At 65.4% G+C, this 16,625-nt stretch carries 15 protein-coding genes and 2 pseudogenes; 8 read left to right on the forward strand and 9 right to left on the reverse strand.

What is annotated here, in order from left to right; all coding sequences use genetic code 11:
• Positions 1 to 311: 311 nt before the first annotated feature.
• The 6 genes from HDG34_RS33560 to HDG34_RS33585 all read right to left on the reverse strand — a co-directional run bounded on the left by HDG34_RS33560 (position 312) and on the right by HDG34_RS33585 (position 9,325).
• The gene (locus HDG34_RS33560) at positions 312 to 1,613 is read right to left on the reverse strand and encodes an acetyl-CoA C-acetyltransferase (protein ID WP_184066838.1); all 1,302 of its coding nucleotides are present in this window, start codon (positions 1,611 to 1,613) and stop codon (positions 312 to 314) included.
• 59 nt (positions 1,614 to 1,672) lie between these two features.
• Positions 1,673 to 2,605, reverse strand: coding sequence for a MaoC/PaaZ C-terminal domain-containing protein (locus HDG34_RS33565; RefSeq protein WP_184066841.1), 933 nt, complete (start codon positions 2,603 to 2,605; stop codon positions 1,673 to 1,675).
• 14 nt (positions 2,606 to 2,619) lie between these two features.
• The gene (locus HDG34_RS33570) at positions 2,620 to 4,035 is read right to left on the reverse strand and encodes a 3-oxoacyl-ACP reductase (RefSeq protein WP_184066843.1); all 1,416 of its coding nucleotides are present in this window, start codon (positions 4,033 to 4,035) and stop codon (positions 2,620 to 2,622) included.
• 144 nt (positions 4,036 to 4,179) lie between these two features.
• Positions 4,180 to 6,678, reverse strand: coding sequence for an acyl-CoA dehydrogenase (locus HDG34_RS33575; RefSeq protein ID WP_184066846.1), 2,499 nt, complete (start codon positions 6,676 to 6,678; stop codon positions 4,180 to 4,182).
• 200 nt (positions 6,679 to 6,878) lie between these two features.
• Positions 6,879 to 7,742 (reverse strand): TetR/AcrR family transcriptional regulator, encoded by an 864-nt coding sequence (locus tag HDG34_RS33580; protein ID WP_184066953.1) that lies wholly within the window; start codon positions 7,740 to 7,742, stop codon positions 6,879 to 6,881.
• A 332-nt stretch (positions 7,743 to 8,074) separates the two neighbouring features.
• Positions 8,075 to 9,325, reverse strand: coding sequence for an MFS transporter (locus HDG34_RS33585; RefSeq protein ID WP_184066849.1), 1,251 nt, complete (start codon positions 9,323 to 9,325; stop codon positions 8,075 to 8,077).
• 371 nt (positions 9,326 to 9,696) lie between these two features.
• On the opposite strand from HDG34_RS33585, the gene HDG34_RS33590 reads away from it, so the two are divergent.
• Both HDG34_RS33590 and HDG34_RS33595 read left to right on the forward strand, forming a co-directional pair.
• Entirely contained in the window at positions 9,697 to 11,106 is a 1,410-nt protein-coding gene (locus tag HDG34_RS33590) for a 3-deoxy-D-arabino-heptulosonate 7-phosphate synthase (RefSeq protein WP_184066852.1), read from the forward strand.
• A gap of 118 nt (positions 11,107 to 11,224) precedes the next feature.
• A complete protein-coding gene (locus tag HDG34_RS33595) occupies positions 11,225 to 11,470 on the forward strand; it encodes a hypothetical protein (RefSeq protein WP_090804167.1) in 246 nt (81 codons plus the stop codon).
• Positions 11,471 to 11,618: 148 nt separating this feature from the next.
• On the opposite strand, the gene HDG34_RS33600 is transcribed toward HDG34_RS33595, so the two are convergent.
• Positions 11,619 to 12,020: a DUF6566 family protein gene (locus HDG34_RS33600; RefSeq protein ID WP_184066855.1), complete on the reverse strand. Its 402-nt coding sequence runs from the start codon at positions 12,018 to 12,020 to the stop codon at positions 11,619 to 11,621.
• A gap of 224 nt (positions 12,021 to 12,244) precedes the next feature.
• Here HDG34_RS33600 and HDG34_RS33605 point away from each other — a divergent pair, with 224 nt between their 5' ends.
• The 3 genes from HDG34_RS33605 to HDG34_RS33615 all read left to right on the forward strand — a co-directional run bounded on the left by HDG34_RS33605 (position 12,245) and on the right by HDG34_RS33615 (position 13,222).
• A complete protein-coding gene (locus tag HDG34_RS33605) occupies positions 12,245 to 12,619 on the forward strand; it encodes a phage holin family protein (protein WP_184029739.1) in 375 nt (124 codons plus the stop codon).
• Positions 12,616 to 12,918, forward strand: coding sequence for a hypothetical protein (locus tag HDG34_RS33610; protein ID WP_260321419.1), 303 nt, complete (start codon positions 12,616 to 12,618; stop codon positions 12,916 to 12,918). Before HDG34_RS33605 ends, HDG34_RS33610 begins: the two co-directional genes overlap by 4 nt.
• Positions 12,919 to 13,033: 115 nt before the next feature.
• Positions 13,034 to 13,222, forward strand: coding sequence for a hypothetical protein (locus HDG34_RS33615; protein WP_018418322.1), 189 nt, complete (start codon positions 13,034 to 13,036; stop codon positions 13,220 to 13,222).
• A gap of 231 nt (positions 13,223 to 13,453) precedes the next feature.
• Here HDG34_RS33615 and HDG34_RS33620 read toward each other — a convergent pair whose 3' ends face one another.
• Both HDG34_RS33620 and HDG34_RS33625 read right to left on the reverse strand, forming a co-directional pair.
• Positions 13,454 to 13,756: a DUF4148 domain-containing protein gene (locus HDG34_RS33620; RefSeq protein WP_184029736.1), complete on the reverse strand. Its 303-nt coding sequence runs from the start codon at positions 13,754 to 13,756 to the stop codon at positions 13,454 to 13,456.
• 292 nt (positions 13,757 to 14,048) lie between these two features.
• Positions 14,049 to 14,490: pseudogene (locus HDG34_RS33625) on the reverse strand (SDR family oxidoreductase); the annotation flags it as partial.
• Between HDG34_RS33625 and HDG34_RS33630 the strand changes: the two are divergent.
• From HDG34_RS33630 to HDG34_RS33640, 3 genes and pseudogenes are all read left to right on the forward strand, one after another.
• Positions 14,489 to 14,656: pseudogene (locus tag HDG34_RS33630) on the forward strand (LysR family transcriptional regulator); the annotation flags it as partial. The pseudogenes HDG34_RS33625 and HDG34_RS33630 sit on opposite strands and share 2 nt — an antisense overlap.
• Positions 14,657 to 14,948: 292 nt before the next feature.
• Positions 14,949 to 15,965, forward strand: a complete 1,017-nt coding sequence (gene pstS, locus HDG34_RS33635) for a phosphate ABC transporter substrate-binding protein PstS (protein ID WP_184066956.1) — start codon at positions 14,949 to 14,951, stop codon at positions 15,963 to 15,965.
• A gap of 106 nt (positions 15,966 to 16,071) precedes the next feature.
• Positions 16,072 to 16,500 carry a YciI family protein gene (locus tag HDG34_RS33640; RefSeq protein WP_184066858.1) on the forward strand — a complete coding sequence of 143 codons (429 nt, stop codon included), beginning with the start codon at positions 16,072 to 16,074 and terminating at the stop codon, positions 16,498 to 16,500.
• Positions 16,501 to 16,625: the final 125 nt, after the last annotated feature.

The following is a 16,625-nucleotide window of genomic DNA, read 5'->3' on the forward strand; positions in this document are numbered from 1 at the left end:
AATGTTGGTATGCGCTGCCGCGCTAGGGCCTGTTCACGCTAATAACGGGCTTGCGAACGTGCCTTTGCGCGCGTAGTGCAAGGAGAGAGGAGCGCCGTTTGGCCGAGCCAAACAAGCGACGACCGACGCCGCAATACGCGCGCAAAGGCACGTTCCCCTGTTTTAAAAAAATCATTCCCGGGGCTGGCCGCCAGAAGGGCCGATCGCCGCGTCATGCTCCTTGCGAATACGTCGAGTATTCGCTGCGTCGCAATCCTTGCGCTCGGCCCTTCTGGCGGCCAGCGCAAGCCCGTTATTAGCGTGAACAGGCCCTAGCGTTCCAGAATCGCGACGACCCCCTGGCCGCCCGCCGCGCAGATCGAGATCAGCCCGCGTGCGCTGCCGGCCGGTTTGTCGAGTTGCGCCAGCATCTTTGCGAGCGCGGCGACGATACGTCCGCCCGTCGCCGCAAACGGATGGCCGGTCGCGAGCGAACCGCCGTTCACGTTGAGCCTGGTGCGGTCGATCGCACCGAGCGCGCCGGCGAGGCCAAGCTGCGTGCGGCAATATTCGTCATCCTGCCATGCCGCGAGCGTGCACAACACCTGGGCCGCGAACGCTTCGTGGATTTCGTAGAAATCGAAGTCCTGCAGCGTGAGGCCGGCGCGCGCGAGCATGCGCGGCACCGCGTAGGCGGGCGCCATCAGAAGGCCTTCCTGCTGGTCGAAAAAGTCGACCGCCGCGGTTTCCGACCAGCTCAGATACGCGAGCACGGGCAAGCCACGCTCGGCCGCCCACGCTTCGCTCGCGAGCAGTACCGCGGATGCGCCATCGGTCAGCGGCGTCGAGTTGCCGGCGGTCAGCGTGCCCGCGTCGCGGTCGAACACGGGCTTCAGGTTCGCAAGCCTTTCGAGCGACAGGTCGGCGCGCAGGTTGTTGTCGCGCGCGAGGCCTTTGTACGGCGTCATCAGATCGTTGACGAAGCCGCGCGCGTACGCATCGGCGAGCTTGCGATGGCTCTCGTACGCGAGCACGTCCTGCGCCTCGCGCGAGATGTTCCAGCGCTTGGCCATCAGCTCGCAATGCTCGCCCATCGACAGCCCCGTGCGGGGCTCGCCGTTGCGCGGCAACAGCGGCTTGAACAACATGCCGGGCCGCAGCCTGCTGAGTGCGGCGAGACGCTGACCGGTACTCTTGCCGCGATTCGCTTCGAGCAGGATCTTGCGCATGCGCTCGTTGACGCCGATCGGCGCGTCGGACGTGGTATCGACGCCGCCCGCGATGCCCGCGTCGATCTGCCCGAGCGCGATCTTGTTGGCGACGAGGATCGCGGCTTCGAGGCCGGTGCCGCAGGCCTGCTGCACGTCGTAGGCGGGCGTTTCCTTCGCGAGCGTGGTGGACAGCACGGACTCGCGCGTCAGGTTGAAGTCGCGCGAGTGCTTGATGACGGCGCCCGCCGCGACTTCGCCGAGACGCACGCCGTGCAGGTCATAGCGATCGATCAGCCCTTGCAGCGTGAAGCTCAGCATGTCCTGATTCGATGCGCTCGCGTACGCGGTGTTCGAGCGGGCGAACGGAATCCGGTTGCCCCCGATGACGGCGACGCGGCGCACGGCAGGTTGCGGGTGGGACATGCTCGGCTCCTTTGGGTCGTTCCCAGATTATTGGTCGATGCGAACGGCGCGCTCGCGGTTCACAGCAGCCGCCACTGCATGCGCCCGCGCAAATGCGGCTTTTCCCCGGCGATATCGCGCACCTCGAGATCGCGCTCGATCAGCGAAGGCGATGCGCTCCACAGCGACGCTTCGCCCGGCAGCAGCATCGGCACCTTGAACTCGGCGCTGAGCGTTGCTTCGGCGAGCGGCTTCGGCGGCTGCAGCGACGACGCCGCGCGCGCGAGCGTCCACATGCCATGCGCGATCGCGCGCGGAAAGCCGAACGCCTTCGCCGACAGCGCGCTGATGTGAATCGGGTTGTAGTCGCCGGACGCGCTCGCGTAGTCGCGGCCCAGTTGCGGCGCGAGCTGCCAGCGCGCGATCCGTTGCAGCGCATCGGGGCCGAGCGTCAACGCTTCGAGCGGATGGCCGAGCGCCGGCACCGCGCGCTTCAGATAGACGCTGTCGCCGTCCCACACCGCCTCGCCGCGCCGATAGATGCGCGTATGCACGACGAACGCCTGGCCTCTGTCGTGACGCAGCAGCGCGCCGAATTCGACCTCGATGCGCAGCAGGTCCTTGTAGGCGAGCGGGCGGCGCAGCCGCACGTGATTGGCCAGATGCACGAGACCGAGCGCGGGCCACGGAAACGCGGGGTCGGTCAGCATCAGCAGATGCAGCGGAAACGCGAGCAGGTGCGGGTAGGTCAGCGGCACGCCGTGCTCGGGAATGAAGCCGCACACGCGCGCATAGCGCCACACGGGGCCGGGCTCGAGCACGACGGCGGGGCGCACGAGCCGCAACGGCGGCAGCCGCGTGTCGCGGCCGCGCTTGACGATGCCTGTCAGCGCGCGCCCGTACAGCTTGGCCGGCGCGGGCAGCGTTTCGATGACGACGGTTTTCGGCCGCGCGCCGTCGCCCGGCGCGGGAGCGAGCTGACGGCTGCCGAACGGATCACGCGGTTCGTCCATACCCATGCTCCCGTTCAGGCGCCAATCAGGCTTTGACCGCACACGCGCACGACCTGGCCCGTCACGCCAGCCGAGCCCGGGTGCGCGAGCCACGCGATGGTCTGCGCGACGTCGACGGGCTGGCCGCCCTGGCTCATCGAGTTCATGCGGCGGCCGGCCTCGCGGATCGCGAGCGGAATCTTCGCGGTCATCTGCGTTTCGATGAAGCCGGGCGCGACCGCGTTGATCGTGATGCCGCGCGCGCGCAGTGGCAGCGCCATGCTCTGCACCCGGCCGATCACGCCAGCCTTAGACGTCGCGTAGTTGGTCTGGCCGCGATTGCCCGCGATGCCGCTGATCGACGACACCGCGACGATGCGCCCGCCGTCGCGCAGGATGCCGCCCGCGAGCAGCGCGTCGTCGATGCGTTCCTGCGCGCTCAGGTTGATGTCGATCACGCTTTGCCAGACGGCGTCGGTCATCTTCGCGATGGTCTTGTCCTTCGTGATGCCGGCGTTGTGCACGACGATGTCGACGCCGAGCTCGTCGAGCGCGGCGGCGATCTGCGCGGGCGCTTCGGGCGCGGCGATGTCGAACGCGAGCGGGCTGCCGTTCAGCTGCCGCATCGTCGCATCGAGCGCGTCGCGCGCGGACGGAATGTCGAGGCCGATCACATGCGCGCCCTCGGCCGCGAGCACGCTCGCGATCGCCGCGCCGATGCCGCGTGCCGCGCCCGTGACCAGCGCACGCCGGCCGGCGAGCGGCTGGCGCCAGTCGAACGCGGGCGCGTCGTGCGGCAGCGCGCCATGTGCCGCGATCCGCACCACCTGACCGGACACATAAGCCGAGCGCGGCGACAGGAAAAAGCGCAGCGTCGCCTCGATGGCGTTTTCAGCGCCTTCCTCCACGTACACGAGATTCGCGGCGATGCCGCGCCGCGCTTCCTTGCCGAGCGAGCGCACGAGCCCTTCGAGCGCGCGCTGGGCAGTCCACTGACGCGGGCTCGCGCAGGCCTCGGGCGGCCGGCCCAGCACGACGATGCGCCCACACTTGCCGAGCGAGCGCAGCGTGTCGTGGAAAAAGCCGTGCAGCGGTTCGAGCAGGCTGCTGTCGTCGATACCGCTCGCGTCGAACATCAACGCGGCAAGCTTGCCCGGCGCACCGGCTTCGGCCGGCTCGAAGCGGCCGGTCATCAGGCCGTGGCGATGGGCGAGCGGCACCCACAGCCCGGCGCTTTCGTGCGCGACGCTCGTCATGCCGATGGTGGCGATCAGACTCGCGAGCGCGTCGAACAGGCGCGGCTCGCGGCCCGCGCCGATCGCGATCAGTCCGTCGAACTCGGGCCGGTCGGCGCGATAGCGCCGCAGCACCTCGGGCTTCGGCAGCCCGAGCGAGCGCGCGAGACGGCCGCCGAACGGCGAGTTGACGAACTTCAGGTAGGAGTCGTTCATGTTATCGGTTGCTCTGCTGGACGCGCCGCGGGCAGCCCCGTGATTTTCAGGGGCGCCGGACGTGTGTCAGTGTGCCTTGAGTTGCGTGACTCGGGTACGGTTTGCCGCGCTGGGTCGGTAGTTTTTTCTGCGTGAGCGCGCGCATCAGGCCACCAGTTCCAGCGCCTTTTCGAGCGCCTGCTTGCGCTGTTGCAAGCTCGCGAGCAGGTCGAAGTCGGCCGGGAAATCGTCGACCTTGACGACCTGCGCGCCGTAGCGCGCGTAGTCGTCGAGCACGCGCCGCTCGTCCGCGTCGACGAGGCCCTGGCGTTGCGCCGCATCGGTCCATGCGGCGAACTGCGGCAGGCTTTGCGGCAGCGGTTCGAGCAGACCCTGCTTCACCGCCTCGCGCAGCTTCTGCTCGATTTGCGTGAACTGCGGATTGAGCGCGAACGCGAGCTCGCCATAGCCGAGCGCATCGACGTCGGGGTGCGGCACGTACGAGTCGGCGACGAGCCGCTCGCGCGCGGCGCCGGGCGTTTGCATCAGTTCGGCGATCTCGCTGCCGAGCCGGTCCGACGGCTCGCGATGCGGCAGGCCGAACGGGAATGCGAGCACACGCACGAGCGTCGCGGCGACCCGGTTCGGGTAGTTCGCGAGCACGCCGTCGAGCGCGTGCTGCGCCTTGTACAGCGCATCCTCGACGCCCCACCGCACGAGCGGCAGGTCGTCGTGCTGTCGGCCTTCGTCCTCGAAACGCTTCAGCGTCGCCGAGATCAGGAACAGCTGCGACAGCACGTCCCCGAGGCGTCCCGAGATGCGTTCGCGACGCTTCAGATCGCCGCCGAGCACCAACATCGACACGTCGGCGAGCAACGCGAACACGGCCGACAGACGCGTCGCCGCGCGATAGTACGCATGGAGCGGCGCATACGCGCGGCGCGGCTTCGCGATCAGCGCGCCGCCGCTCAGCCCATACACGGCACTGCGCACCACGTTCGACACCGTGAAATTCACGTGACCGAAGAACGCCGCGTCGAACTCGCGCAAGGCTTTCGCGCGATCGGGCTCGCGCGTCGCCGTCATTTCCTTCAACACGTACGGATGGCAGCGAATCGCGCCCTGGCCGAAGATGATCAGACAGCGCGTCAGAATGTTCGCGCCTTCGACGGTGATCGAGATCGGCATTTGCTGATACGCGCGCGCCAGAAAGTTCGACGGCCCCATGCAAATACCCTTGCCGGCGACGACGTCCATGCCGTCGTTGATGACCATGCGCGCGCGCTCGGTGATGTGATATTTGGCGATCGCCGAAATGACGGACGGCTTTTCGCCGAGGTCGACCGCCTGCGCGGACAGCCGGCGCGCGGCGTCCATCACGTACAGGTTGCCGCCCATGCGGCCGAGCGCTTCCTGCACGCCCTCGAACTTGCCGACGGCGGTGCGGAACTGGCGCCGAATCGCGGCATATGCGCCGGTGCCGCGCACGGCAATCTTCGCCATCCCGACGTTCGACGACGGCAGCGAGATCGCGCGGCCCGCCGCCAGACACTCCATCAGCATGCGCCAGCCGTTGCCGACCTGGGCGCGTCCGCCGATCACCCAGTCGAGCGGAATGAACACGTCCTTGCCCGAGTTCGGGCCGTTCTGGAACACCGCGTTCAACGGCCAGTGACGCCGGCCGATATCGACGCCAGGGTGGTCGGTCGGAATCAGCGCGCAGGTGATGCCGGGTTCGTCGTTCGCGCCGAGCAGATGGTCGGGGTCGAGCGCGCGGAACGCGAGGCCGAGTACGGTCGCGATCGGCCCGAGCGTGATGTAGCGCTTGTCCCACGTGACGCGAAAGCCGAGCGTCTCGCGGCCTTCGTGCAGGCCCCGGCAAGCGATGCCGACATCGGGAATCGCGGCGGCGTCGGACCCGGCATACGGGCTCGTCAGCGCGAAGCAGGGGATTTCCTCGCCGCGCGCGAGACGCGGCAGATAGTAGTTCTTCTGCGCGTCGGTGCCGTAGTGCATCAGCAACTCGGCCGGGCCGAGCGAGTTCGGCACCATCACCGACACGGCCGCGGCCGAGCAGCGCGTTGCGAGCTTCATGATCACCTGCGAATGCGCGTACGCGGAGAACTGCTTGCCGCCGTACTGCTTCGGAATGATCATGCCGAGAAAGCCGTGCTGCTTGATGAACTGCCACGTTGGCGGCGACAGGTCCTGCCAGACCATCGTGGTTTCCCAGTCGTTCGCGAGGTCGCACAGCTGCTCGCATTCGACGTCGAGGAACGTCTGCTCTTCGGCGCTGAGCACGGCCGGGCCATAGCCGAGCAGCGTGTCCCAGTGCGGGCGGCCCGAGAACAGCTCGGCGTCCCACCAGACCGTGCCCGCCTCGATCGCGTCGCGCTCGGTCGGCGACATCTGCGGCAGGATCTTGCGGAACGTGTCGAGCACCGGTTTCGCGAGCCATGCGCGGCGCAGCGGTTTGATCGTCAGCACGAGGGCGGGGAGTACGAACACGATCGCGAGCAGTGTCGTCAGCAGCGGGCCGGCCGCGCCGCTCACGAGTGCGGCCGCGACCCAGACGATCAGCGCCGCGAGCCACCATGAGGCGCGGGCCTGAACGTAGACGAGAGCGAATGCGGCGATGACGAGCGCCAGGATGAACCACGGCATGACGTTTCCTCCTCTGTGGTGACGCAATCGCCGGGCCAGCTGCGAGTCGCGCACTTGCGTCGGGCGTTACCGTGTCTTACCGATTCGACTGACGCTGCGCAACGTAGATGTACTGCTCGGGTAAGCGAGCTCGTTCGGGTTCCATGTACGACGTGTGGTGGTTACGTCGAGTGATGACGCGATGACGCCGTGAGACGTCGTCAGGCGGTGCCGTGCAGCCCATGCTGATAGCTTGCCGGCGCCGCTTCCATCGTGCCGCCGCGGCTGTTGCTGTCGAACGTGTCGCGTGCCACTGCGCACGCGGCCGCCTCGCCGCTGGTCTGTTCTTGCGCACTGGCGAACGTGCCGTCCACGCCGCCGTCGGTCGCATCGCCGAGCACGGCGCCGAACGCGGCCAGTTGCGTGCCGTCCGGCAGCGGCGCCTTCAGCGCGGAGACCATCAGCGACGCAAGGCGCGCGATGAGCTGCAGATCGTTCATCGACTTGCCTTGCGAGAACTCGGCAATCAGGCTGTCGGTATCGGTGCCGGCGAGCACCCCCGACAGCGCGCCAATCGCGAAATGCAACCGCCAGCCGAGCTCCTCGCGCGGCAGATGCGGCAGCGCGCGCTGGAACGCGTCGAAGAAGCGCATCGCCACCGCTTCGTAATGCGCGTTCAGAAAGTCGCGGATGAACGACGCGGGATCGGTGTAGGCGCGCCCGAGCAGGCGCAGAAACGCTTTGCCGCCGACACGCGGATCGCGCGACAGACGCAGCGCCGGAATGAACATCGCGCCGAGCACGTGCTCGCAGGTCAGGCGCGCGCCGAGCATGACGTCGAAGCGGTCGAGCAGCTTCAGGCGCTCCCGGTTCAGCTGATCGAGCCGGCGCGACAGCATCGAGTGAATCAGCGATTCCTTGCTGCCGAAGTGATAGTTGACCGCCGCGAGATTGACTTCGGCGCGCGAAGTGATCTGGCGCAGCGACATCGCCTCATAGCCGCATTCGATGAACAGCGTCTCCGCGGCGTCGAGAATGCGTGACTTCGTATCGCCGGCATGCCGGCCGGCTGTGCGAACTGCCATGTTGCCGTCTCCCAGTTGCCGGGGCAGCCGGCTCGCAAACACGCGATTCAAATCGATATTTGAAACGACCGTTTTTTTAGGATAAGAAAGGATGGTCGGTGCGATCAAGGGACGGGCTCGACGAACTCCTCTAGAAGACCTGTCGGGGAGCCATGCTGGCGAAGCGCGGCGCGTCATGCCGCGCGGAAAATAAAAAGACCGTTCCGAACGAATCGGAACGGCCTCGTGTCGTGTTGCGATGTAATCTGGCCTTGCGCTCGACGACCGGGTTGACCCGGCTCCCACGCGTTGACGCGTATTGGCTAGCCGTCTGGTTCGAAAGCCTCAAGCTCTTAAACTCGTCCTCCGACCGCGCTACCCGTCGAGCCCGCGCCGACGACTTCACGCGCGGACTGCGTCATGTCGATGCCACGGCGCTCGCGACTGAACGGAATCAGCGCGCAGATCAGGATCGCGACGATGCCGACCACGATCGCCAGCACGAGCGCGTAGTTGTTGCCGTGCACTTCGGCGATTTTCGCTTGCAGCGGACCGTTGACCGACGCGATCAGATTGCCGAGCTGATACACGAGACCGGGGAAGGTCGCGCGGATTTCATCGGGCGAGATTTCGTTCAGGTGCACCGGAATCACGCCCCAGGCGCCTTGCACCGAGATCTGCATCAGGAACGCGCCGAGCGCGAGCAGGATCGGCGTGGTCGAGAAGGCCCACAGCGGCAGCACCGGCAGCGCGATCAACGCGGCGATGAAAATCGCGCGCTTGCGGCCGATCTTCTCCGACGCCCAGCCGAAGAACAGACCGCCGCAGATCGCGCCGATGTTCAGCGTGATCGTGATCCACGACACCGTGTGCGCGTCGAACTGGCGCTGTACGCGCAGGAAGGTCGGATACAGATCCTGCGAGCCGTGCGAGAAGAAGTTGAAGGCGGTCATCAGGATGATCGCGTACATCGACAGACCGACGTTCAGCTTGAGCGTCGCGACGAGGCCAGGACGGACCTTCTTCTCGAGCGTCTTGAACGCGGGCGACTCCGGCACGTGCGCGCGAATGTACAGCACGAGCAGCGCGGGCAGCACGCCGACGAAGAACATGCCGCGCCAGCCGAGGTATTGATAGAACAGGCCGAACACGATCGACGCGAGCAGGTAGCCGCTCGGATAACCGGCTTGCAGAAGACCCGACACGATACCGCGCGACTTCGTCGGCACGGTTTCCATGGTCAGCGCGCCGCCGACACCCCATTCGCCGCCCATCGCGATACCGAATAGCGCGCGCAGCACGAGCAGCGTCATCAGGTTCGGCGACAGACCGGACAGCAGTTCGAGCAGCGAGAAGCACGCGATGTTGACCATCAGCGTCGGACGACGGCCGTATTTGTCGGCGAGCCAGCCGAAAATCAATGCGCCGAGCGGGCGCATCATCAAGGTCAGCATGATCGCGACTGTGACCGAAGGAATGTCCGTATTGAATTCCTGCGCGATATCTTTCAATACGAACACCATCAGAAAGAAATCGAATGCGTCGAGGGTCCAGCCTAGATAGGCGGCGATCGTGACGTTTCTCTGTTCCCGAGTCCAGCTCATTGATTGTTCTCCTCAGTCTCCACAAAACCGCGTTTGATCGCGGACGGCACCGTAGCCCTTGCGCCTTATGGCAAGCGCTTCCCGGCGAGTGTACGCCGAGCGTTAAGCATCTGCATGGTTGAAGCCGGTTTTCTCCGTGTTAATCCGGAGAGCAATTTTCGTGCTGAATTCGTAGTGCATGTTTAATGTCGGAAAAATGTAATTGCCGGTTCGATTCATGTTTGTATTTTGTAATGTTTATCGGGATTTCCCAGCGCCCATTTTTCATGAAGTTTATGGCAATGGCGTTTTGACGGGGCGGCCCGTGCCGGTCCGCGCGCCGCATCGAACCTTCATGTACAGTTATTTCGCCAACTGATCGACATATCGCTATGTCCTTGACGCCATCGCCTTCGTTGCTCGACGAGATGCTCGACGCTGTCGCGCGTCGCTATCGCCTGCCGGCGCTTGCGGCCGTCTGCGCGCCGACGCAGCAAGCGAGACCCGCCACCGTGCTCGCGCTCGCGATCGAGCAGGCTCGCGAGGCGAGCGCGCGTGGCGAAGCGCCGGATGCGGCGAACCAGCGCTTCTTCGTCGAGGCGCTCGCGCGCATGATTCGGGAGGCGATGCGCGAGGAAGCCGGCGACCCGGTGTTTCAGGCGATGCTGCTACGGCATCGCAGCACGGTGGTGCGCGAGTACGCGTCGCTGGCCGCGCACGCGAGCGTCGATCGCCGGCTGATCTACGTGGCCGTCAATGCGATCGCACATCCGGCCAAACAGCAGCGGCTGCTACCCGGCCTGCAACGCGACGCGCTGGCGCGTCTGCACGCGCTGGCGTTCGCCGAAGCGTGGCCCGCGCTGGCCGAAGCCGTGCAAGCTTGCATCGATACGCCGCAAATCGCGCACGACGCGGCGCTGCAACGCGGCCTCGCGCAATTGCTGGAGAGTGCCGCTTTGCACCGCTTGCGCCGTCTTTACGCGCTCGCGTCCGACGAGCGCGTGCGTCAGTACCAGACGCTGTGGGATCGCCAGGGGCCGCGGCCGGGAAGCTCGACTGCCGTAGCACGAGGCTTGAGTTCGAAGCAGCGCGGCGCCGCGGTCGAGGCATCGGCCGCCGATGCGCTCGACGCGCTCGCGCGGCGCCTCAATGACGCGCACGGTGCGCTCGCCTCGTACCGTGTCGTGAACTCGATGCGCGTGCCGGCCGCGATACCCGCGAGCCACGAGCGCGCGAAAACCGAATGGGACGTGGTGCTGCTGCGCCAGGCACAGCCCCCGGCCGACGCGGCGGCGTGGGACGTCTGCCTGCTCGTCGAAGCGAAGGCATCGGTCGATGCGGCCACCACCGATCTGCCGCGGCTCGTGCGTGGACTGACGCTGCTTGCGCATGCGGACCCGCACACCGTCTACCCGTTTCGGACGCAGCAGGGGACGGTGGGATTGAGCGGCGCGTCGCTCGCCGCGCTGACGAGCGACGGGGCCGGTCTTCGCAGGACCGTGCTCTATTGCTGCGACGCACCCGTCGAAGCGGCGCCGCGCGTGCTGGGCCCTGCGAGCCGGATGCAGCTGCTGTCGGCGCACGCCAGCCTCGATTTCGCGGCCGCACTGGCGGATGGCCGTGATGCCGATTGCGCGGTGCTGGAACCGGTGTGGCATCAGTTGCTCGAATCGCCGAGATGGCGGACGGCGCTCGACCAGTACGCGACGCTGCGCGAGGTCCGCGAATTGATGGTTCATCCGGACGACTTGCGGGCCGCCGTCGGCATCGCCGACGCAAGACGGTTGAGCGCGGCGCGCTAGGCCTGCCAGGTCTGCGTAGGGCCAACTCAAGCGCTGTGCCGCAGTCGCGGCGCGATTGCATTGGAGGTGGCGCGCGCGTTGCTCGTAGCAATAGATCTTCGAGCAAAAAGGAGTGGTGATGGAAACGCCGTCGAAGCGACTGTCGGACACACAGGTGCAGGTTGCCAGCAAGATCTACGGATTTCGTTCGCCACAGGAGGCGGACCGTTTCGTGCAATGTCTGCGCGACGGCGACGCGAGCCGCTGCGTCGCGGACGTTCCGCCCGAGACAGCAACCGATGCCTATCCCCCAGGAACCCGCACAGGGTCGGGCGCGGGCATGACGATCGGGCCGCTGCCGGGCGGGCTGGATAGCGACGAGTAACGCGTTTGCGCCGGGTCGCCGGCGCGGGCACGGTTCTAACGCCTCGGCGATCAAAAAGACAATCTCGACCCGGACAATCCGTCGAACCCGCAATTACAACATTTGCAACGTGCGCGTATTGCGACGTGCGCGTGTGGCGACGCCCGCGTCAGCGCACCGGCCCCAGCGACGCCGACAGAGGTGCGGAGCCGCCGCCCAGCGTCCGGTCGATCAGATAGCGGCCCTGTTCGACGCCGGCGCGCAACGCTTCCGCCTCGGTGAGCCATTCCGGCGTCACGGGCTCCACGTTGGCCAGATTGGCGGGTATCTCCAGCGGCCGGCCCTCGCGGGAAATCGACACGTCGGCGATCCAGGCGCCTCGCGAGTTCCGATGCGCGGTCACCGTGATCAGCGCGCCGCGGTGCGCGTCATGCATCGCGTGGTGGGAGCCGGGCTCGGCGCGCGCGGCCGGCATCGCGCGTCCGTCCGCGCTAGCCATATCGGAGCCGGTCTCGCCGATGCTTGCGCCGGCGCTGCGGTCAGTGTGATCGGTTGGGGGGAGCGGGGTCATGCTGTCCTCGGCGAGCGAATGATCTGCATGATTCGAGCAAGCGCTGTGCCGACAGGGCGAACGCGTGGAGGCATCCGTCCAGAAACGGGCACGCGGCGTGCGATCGCTCAGCGCGGGCCCGGCTCTTGCGCTGCGCTCAACGCTGGCGTCGCTTCGCTCTGTCGGCCGAGAGGCGAAGTCTTTGCTGATGGCGGCCGCCGCAAATGAATCGTAAGGAGGACGGAATGTCGATCCATGCGAAGGTCACGAGGTGGCGCAACGTCGGGCGATTCTGCGTCGAACGTGTAACCGACTATAGCGAACTGTTCGCGCTGGAAGTCGAGGAGACGCGAAAGCGTCTGGTGCGCGAGTTGAGCGCACTCATGGCGTTGGCAGTCGCGGGCCTGTTCACGCTGTCCTTCATTTGCATCGCGATCATCGCCACCGCGTGGCAGACGCCTTACTTCCTTGCGGTGGTCTGGGGCGTTGCCGCCGCGTGGCTGCTCGTGTGCATCGTGTCCTTGCTCGTCTTGCGGGCGCAGAAACCGGCGCAATCGCTTCACGTGCTCAAGGCCGAGATTCATTCCGATCTCGACGCTCTCAGGGAGTCGCTCAAATGAGTCAGCCACATCACGCAAATGAGCTTGCCCGGCTCACCATTCTGGAACGCATGGAGGCATCGCGAGCCGCATTGGTCGCGGCGAACCAGACTGCCGCGTTGCCGGCGGTGCGGGCAGCCTCGCGCTCCTCCGCCGGCAATGTGCTCGCGTCGCTCGCCGAGGCGCCGCATGTTGCGCTGCTTCTCGCGCTGGTGATTGGCGGCATCGTGCTGGGGCCGCGCCGCACGCTGTCGATCGCGGGCCGTTCCGGTCTTGCGGCGTGGATCGCCCGCAATGTGCGGCGGTCGATCGCGCAGTGACGCCCTGAGCGAATGCAGCGATCGGACCAGGCAAAGCAGAATCGCCTCAGCGAACCGTGTGCAACCCTACCAGCCTGCTAGACTGGAAGTTCCCCTGCAAGCCATGGAGGGAAATATGACGACCGTCTACGTCGTAAAGACCGGCGAAAAGTTCCTCTGCACGGCAGAGGACGGCGATATCGGCATGGCACCGGAGATTAAGGAAGCCACGTCCTTTCGCTCGTATGAGGAAGCGAATAAAGTCGCGAACGAGCACGCCGACCCCGGATACGAAATCCTGACCATCGACGTTAACAAACGCTGACGAGGTGTTAGCTGTTTGCGCCCAGGCGCTCAGCGAAACAAGGCTGGCAATACAACAGGCGCCATGCGACATGGCGCTCGGGTCGGGTGCGTCCGAAATCGTCGTCATGACGGCTTCGGGCATTCAGGCGGCGGCCGAAACCACTCTGCAAGCGCGCATAGCACGACACTCCACGCCGTCCCCGGCGGGGACGGCATGCTCTGCATCGTCGAGCTGGTCAGGCGAGCAGGCTTACGATCCGCCAAAGAACACCGGCTTCATCCCACTCGTGCTGGCCGGATTACCCATCTGCTGCGTACCGCTGGTCGCGGGGCCGTAGCCGCTGCTCTGGCCTGCGGCAGTGGCGTTGGTGGTCGGCATGTTGGTAGGAAAGTCGACGGTATTCGCATTGGCCGGATTGAAGCCGGCTTGCTCGAGCTGAGCGATTTCTGCCTGCACTTGCGCGTGCGTCAGCGCCCCGTCCGACTGCGCCAGCGATGCAACTGACACAGCCATGACCGCGACCGCGCAAGCTGTGTGGACTAACGTCTTCATGATGGCCCGCCTCCTTGTTGGTTACTCCGGCTGACTCGCGCTTTGCTTTTCGCGGTTCAACTGATCAAAGGTTAGGTGAGGAACCGCACAGTGGTCGTTTATTTTTCATGGTAGGGGGTTCGTCCATCAGCCGACGCCGGTCGACGCTCGCGCCCGAACGCTCCGATGTCGGCCGCGCATCCGATACCGTACCTCCGGACACGAGCCGACATCATCGAAGCGTGGGTCAAGCAGCCGTGCGCGGGTCGTCGTCGAACATCCGCATTCCCGCGGGTGCCGTCGTCAAGAAAGCTCAGGTGCGTGTAATCGAAGCCCCCACCGTCCACCAACGAAGCGGTACCCGTCACGAAGGACGAATCGTCGGAAGCAAGGTAGAGCGCCGAGCGGGCAATCTCTTCCGGCTTTGCGACCCGCTTGAGCGCGTGCAGCCCGGTCACGAACGTCTGCGATTCGGCCGTATCGTTCATACCGCGATACATCTGCGTGTCCACCGCACCCGGGAGGATCGCGTTGACGCGCACGCCTTGCGGGCCGTATTCAGCCGCGAGCGCTTGCGTCAGTCCGATCAGCCCGACCTTGCTCGCGGCATAGGCGGCGGTCCCCGGGAAGGCGAACGAGTAGCCGACGAACGTCGACGTGAAGATGATCGACCCACCGCCTTGCTTGATCATTTCAGGAATCTGATGCTTGGCGCCGACAAACGCGCTCGTCAGGTTGGTGGCCAGCGTCGCTGACCTACGCGCAGGCCGGCTCGTCCAGGTATTGCCTGAATACCGTTTGCCGGATATCGATGTGCTCGCGCTGTATCCGAGCCGTCGCCACGTGAGCGCAAAAGTTCGTGCGGCAATCGATTTCCTGGTCAACGCGTTCTCGGGCGTGCCACCGTGGGACGAGACGTGAAGGGATGTCTGATGTGTGTCGGCTGTCCGGAAACCGGATGCCTGCAATTGGGGAAGAGGCCGCCGGGCACGGCGCGTTCGATAGCATGATTCAACTGGAATTCGGTCTGTCACCGTTCTTTAATGTGTCGTATGGCGCGTCATGCAGGAGACCTGACACACCCGATGAAAACTGCACATTGAATTACCGGCACGGTCGCCCTCCAACGAGCTCATGCGGTGGCAGGTCTGGATCAGCGATGTCCCGGAACAAGAACCGACGGGAGACATTCGTGAGAACATCCGACGCCATCATGGCCGGTCTGATCTGCTGTTCATGCGCAGCCGCGGCCTACGCCGCCGACATCAAGGGAGCCGGCAGCACGTTCGCCGCTCCCCTCTACACCCAATGGGCCGCCGACTACCAGAAGTCGGGTGGCAGCACGGTGATCTATCAGGGCACGGGTTCGTCCGATGGGCTCAAGCAGGTCATCGCCCGGGAAGTCGACTTTGCGGGCTCGGACGCGCCACTGACCGACGATCAACTGACCCGCAACGGCTTGCGGCAATTTCCAATCGTAATCGGCGGCGTGGTAGCCGTCGTGAACCTTCCGGGGCTCAAAGCCGGCGAGGTGATGTTGACGGGGCCGGTCGTCGCCGACATCTATCTCGGCAAGATTCAGTTCTGGGACGACCCGGCAATCGTGCGGTTGAACCCAAAGATCAAGATGCCTAATTACCCGATTGCCGTGGTGCGTCGCCAGGATGGCTCGGGCACGACGCTGATCTGGACTCACTACCTCGCGCAGGTCAGTCCCGAATGGAAGCGCAGGGTAGGCGAAGGCACTAGCGTGCGGTGGCCGCTCGGCATCGGCGGCAAAGGCAACGAGGGCATTGCCACGTATGTCGGCTATCTGCCCGGCGCAATCGGCTATGTCGCATGGGATTTCACGAAACAGAACCGCTTGAAGTACGTTGCCATGACCAATGCGGCGGGTAATGTCGTTCAGCCCAGCGCCGCGACCTTCAAGGCAGCCGCGGCGAGCGCCGACTGGTCGGGCTCTCTCTCGCAATCGCTGACCAACCAGCCGGGCAAGGATGCCTGGCCGGTCATGGGTGCGACTTATGTGTTGCTTCCCGCGATGCCGAACAAGCCGGGCCACGACGAAGCCACCTTGAAGTTTTTCGAATGGGCGTTGAGTCATGGTGGGCCGACGGTCAACGCGCTGGATTACATACCGCTTCCGGAGCCGGTCGTGACGAAGATCCGCGCACAATGGCCCGCCGATACAGGCGAAAAGTCGGTGCACAACGCGTTCGCAGTGCCGTGACCAGCAATCGTGTCTTGCGCGTGTCGATTTCCCCTATGATCATTCGTCGTAGTCACTGGAGGCGCCGTTGCCTCCAGACACTTTCGTCTTCTAAGGGAAAACCCAAATGCGCGTCATGGTCATGATCAAGGCAACCCCCGAATCGGAAGCCGGGCAAATGCCGAGTACCGAACTCCTCACGGCGATGGGGCAGTACAACGAGCAATTAGTCAAGGCCGGCATCATGCAGGGCGGCGACGGGTTGAAGCCGAGTTCGGCCGGCGCTCGCGTGAGGTTCTCAGGGAAGGACCGCACCGTCATTGACGGCCCGTTTGCGGAAACCAAGGAATTGATCGCCGGGTACTGGCTCTGGCAGGTTCAATCGATGGACGAAGCGATTGAATGGGTAAAGCGCTGCCCGAATCCGATGGTCAGTGATTCAGAGATCGAGATTCGCCCGTTCTTTGAGCCTGCGGACTTTGGCGAAGCTTTTACGCCCGAGCTTCAAGACGAGGAGAATCGTCTGCGCAGGCAAATTGACGGGCAGATGCGTTGACGATTTTCACCGCATCACTCTGCGGGTACGAACGCACTCCAGATCCGACTGTCCGAGACGCTACGCGGGCTTCCGATACGTTGTCCGGAAGCCCGATGCCACGGGTCGATGATTGCCGTCGTCAG

The organism is Paraburkholderia sp. HC6.4b (assembly GCF_014200875.1).
Classification (GTDB): Bacteria; Pseudomonadota; Gammaproteobacteria; order Burkholderiales; family Burkholderiaceae; genus Paraburkholderia; species Paraburkholderia tuberum.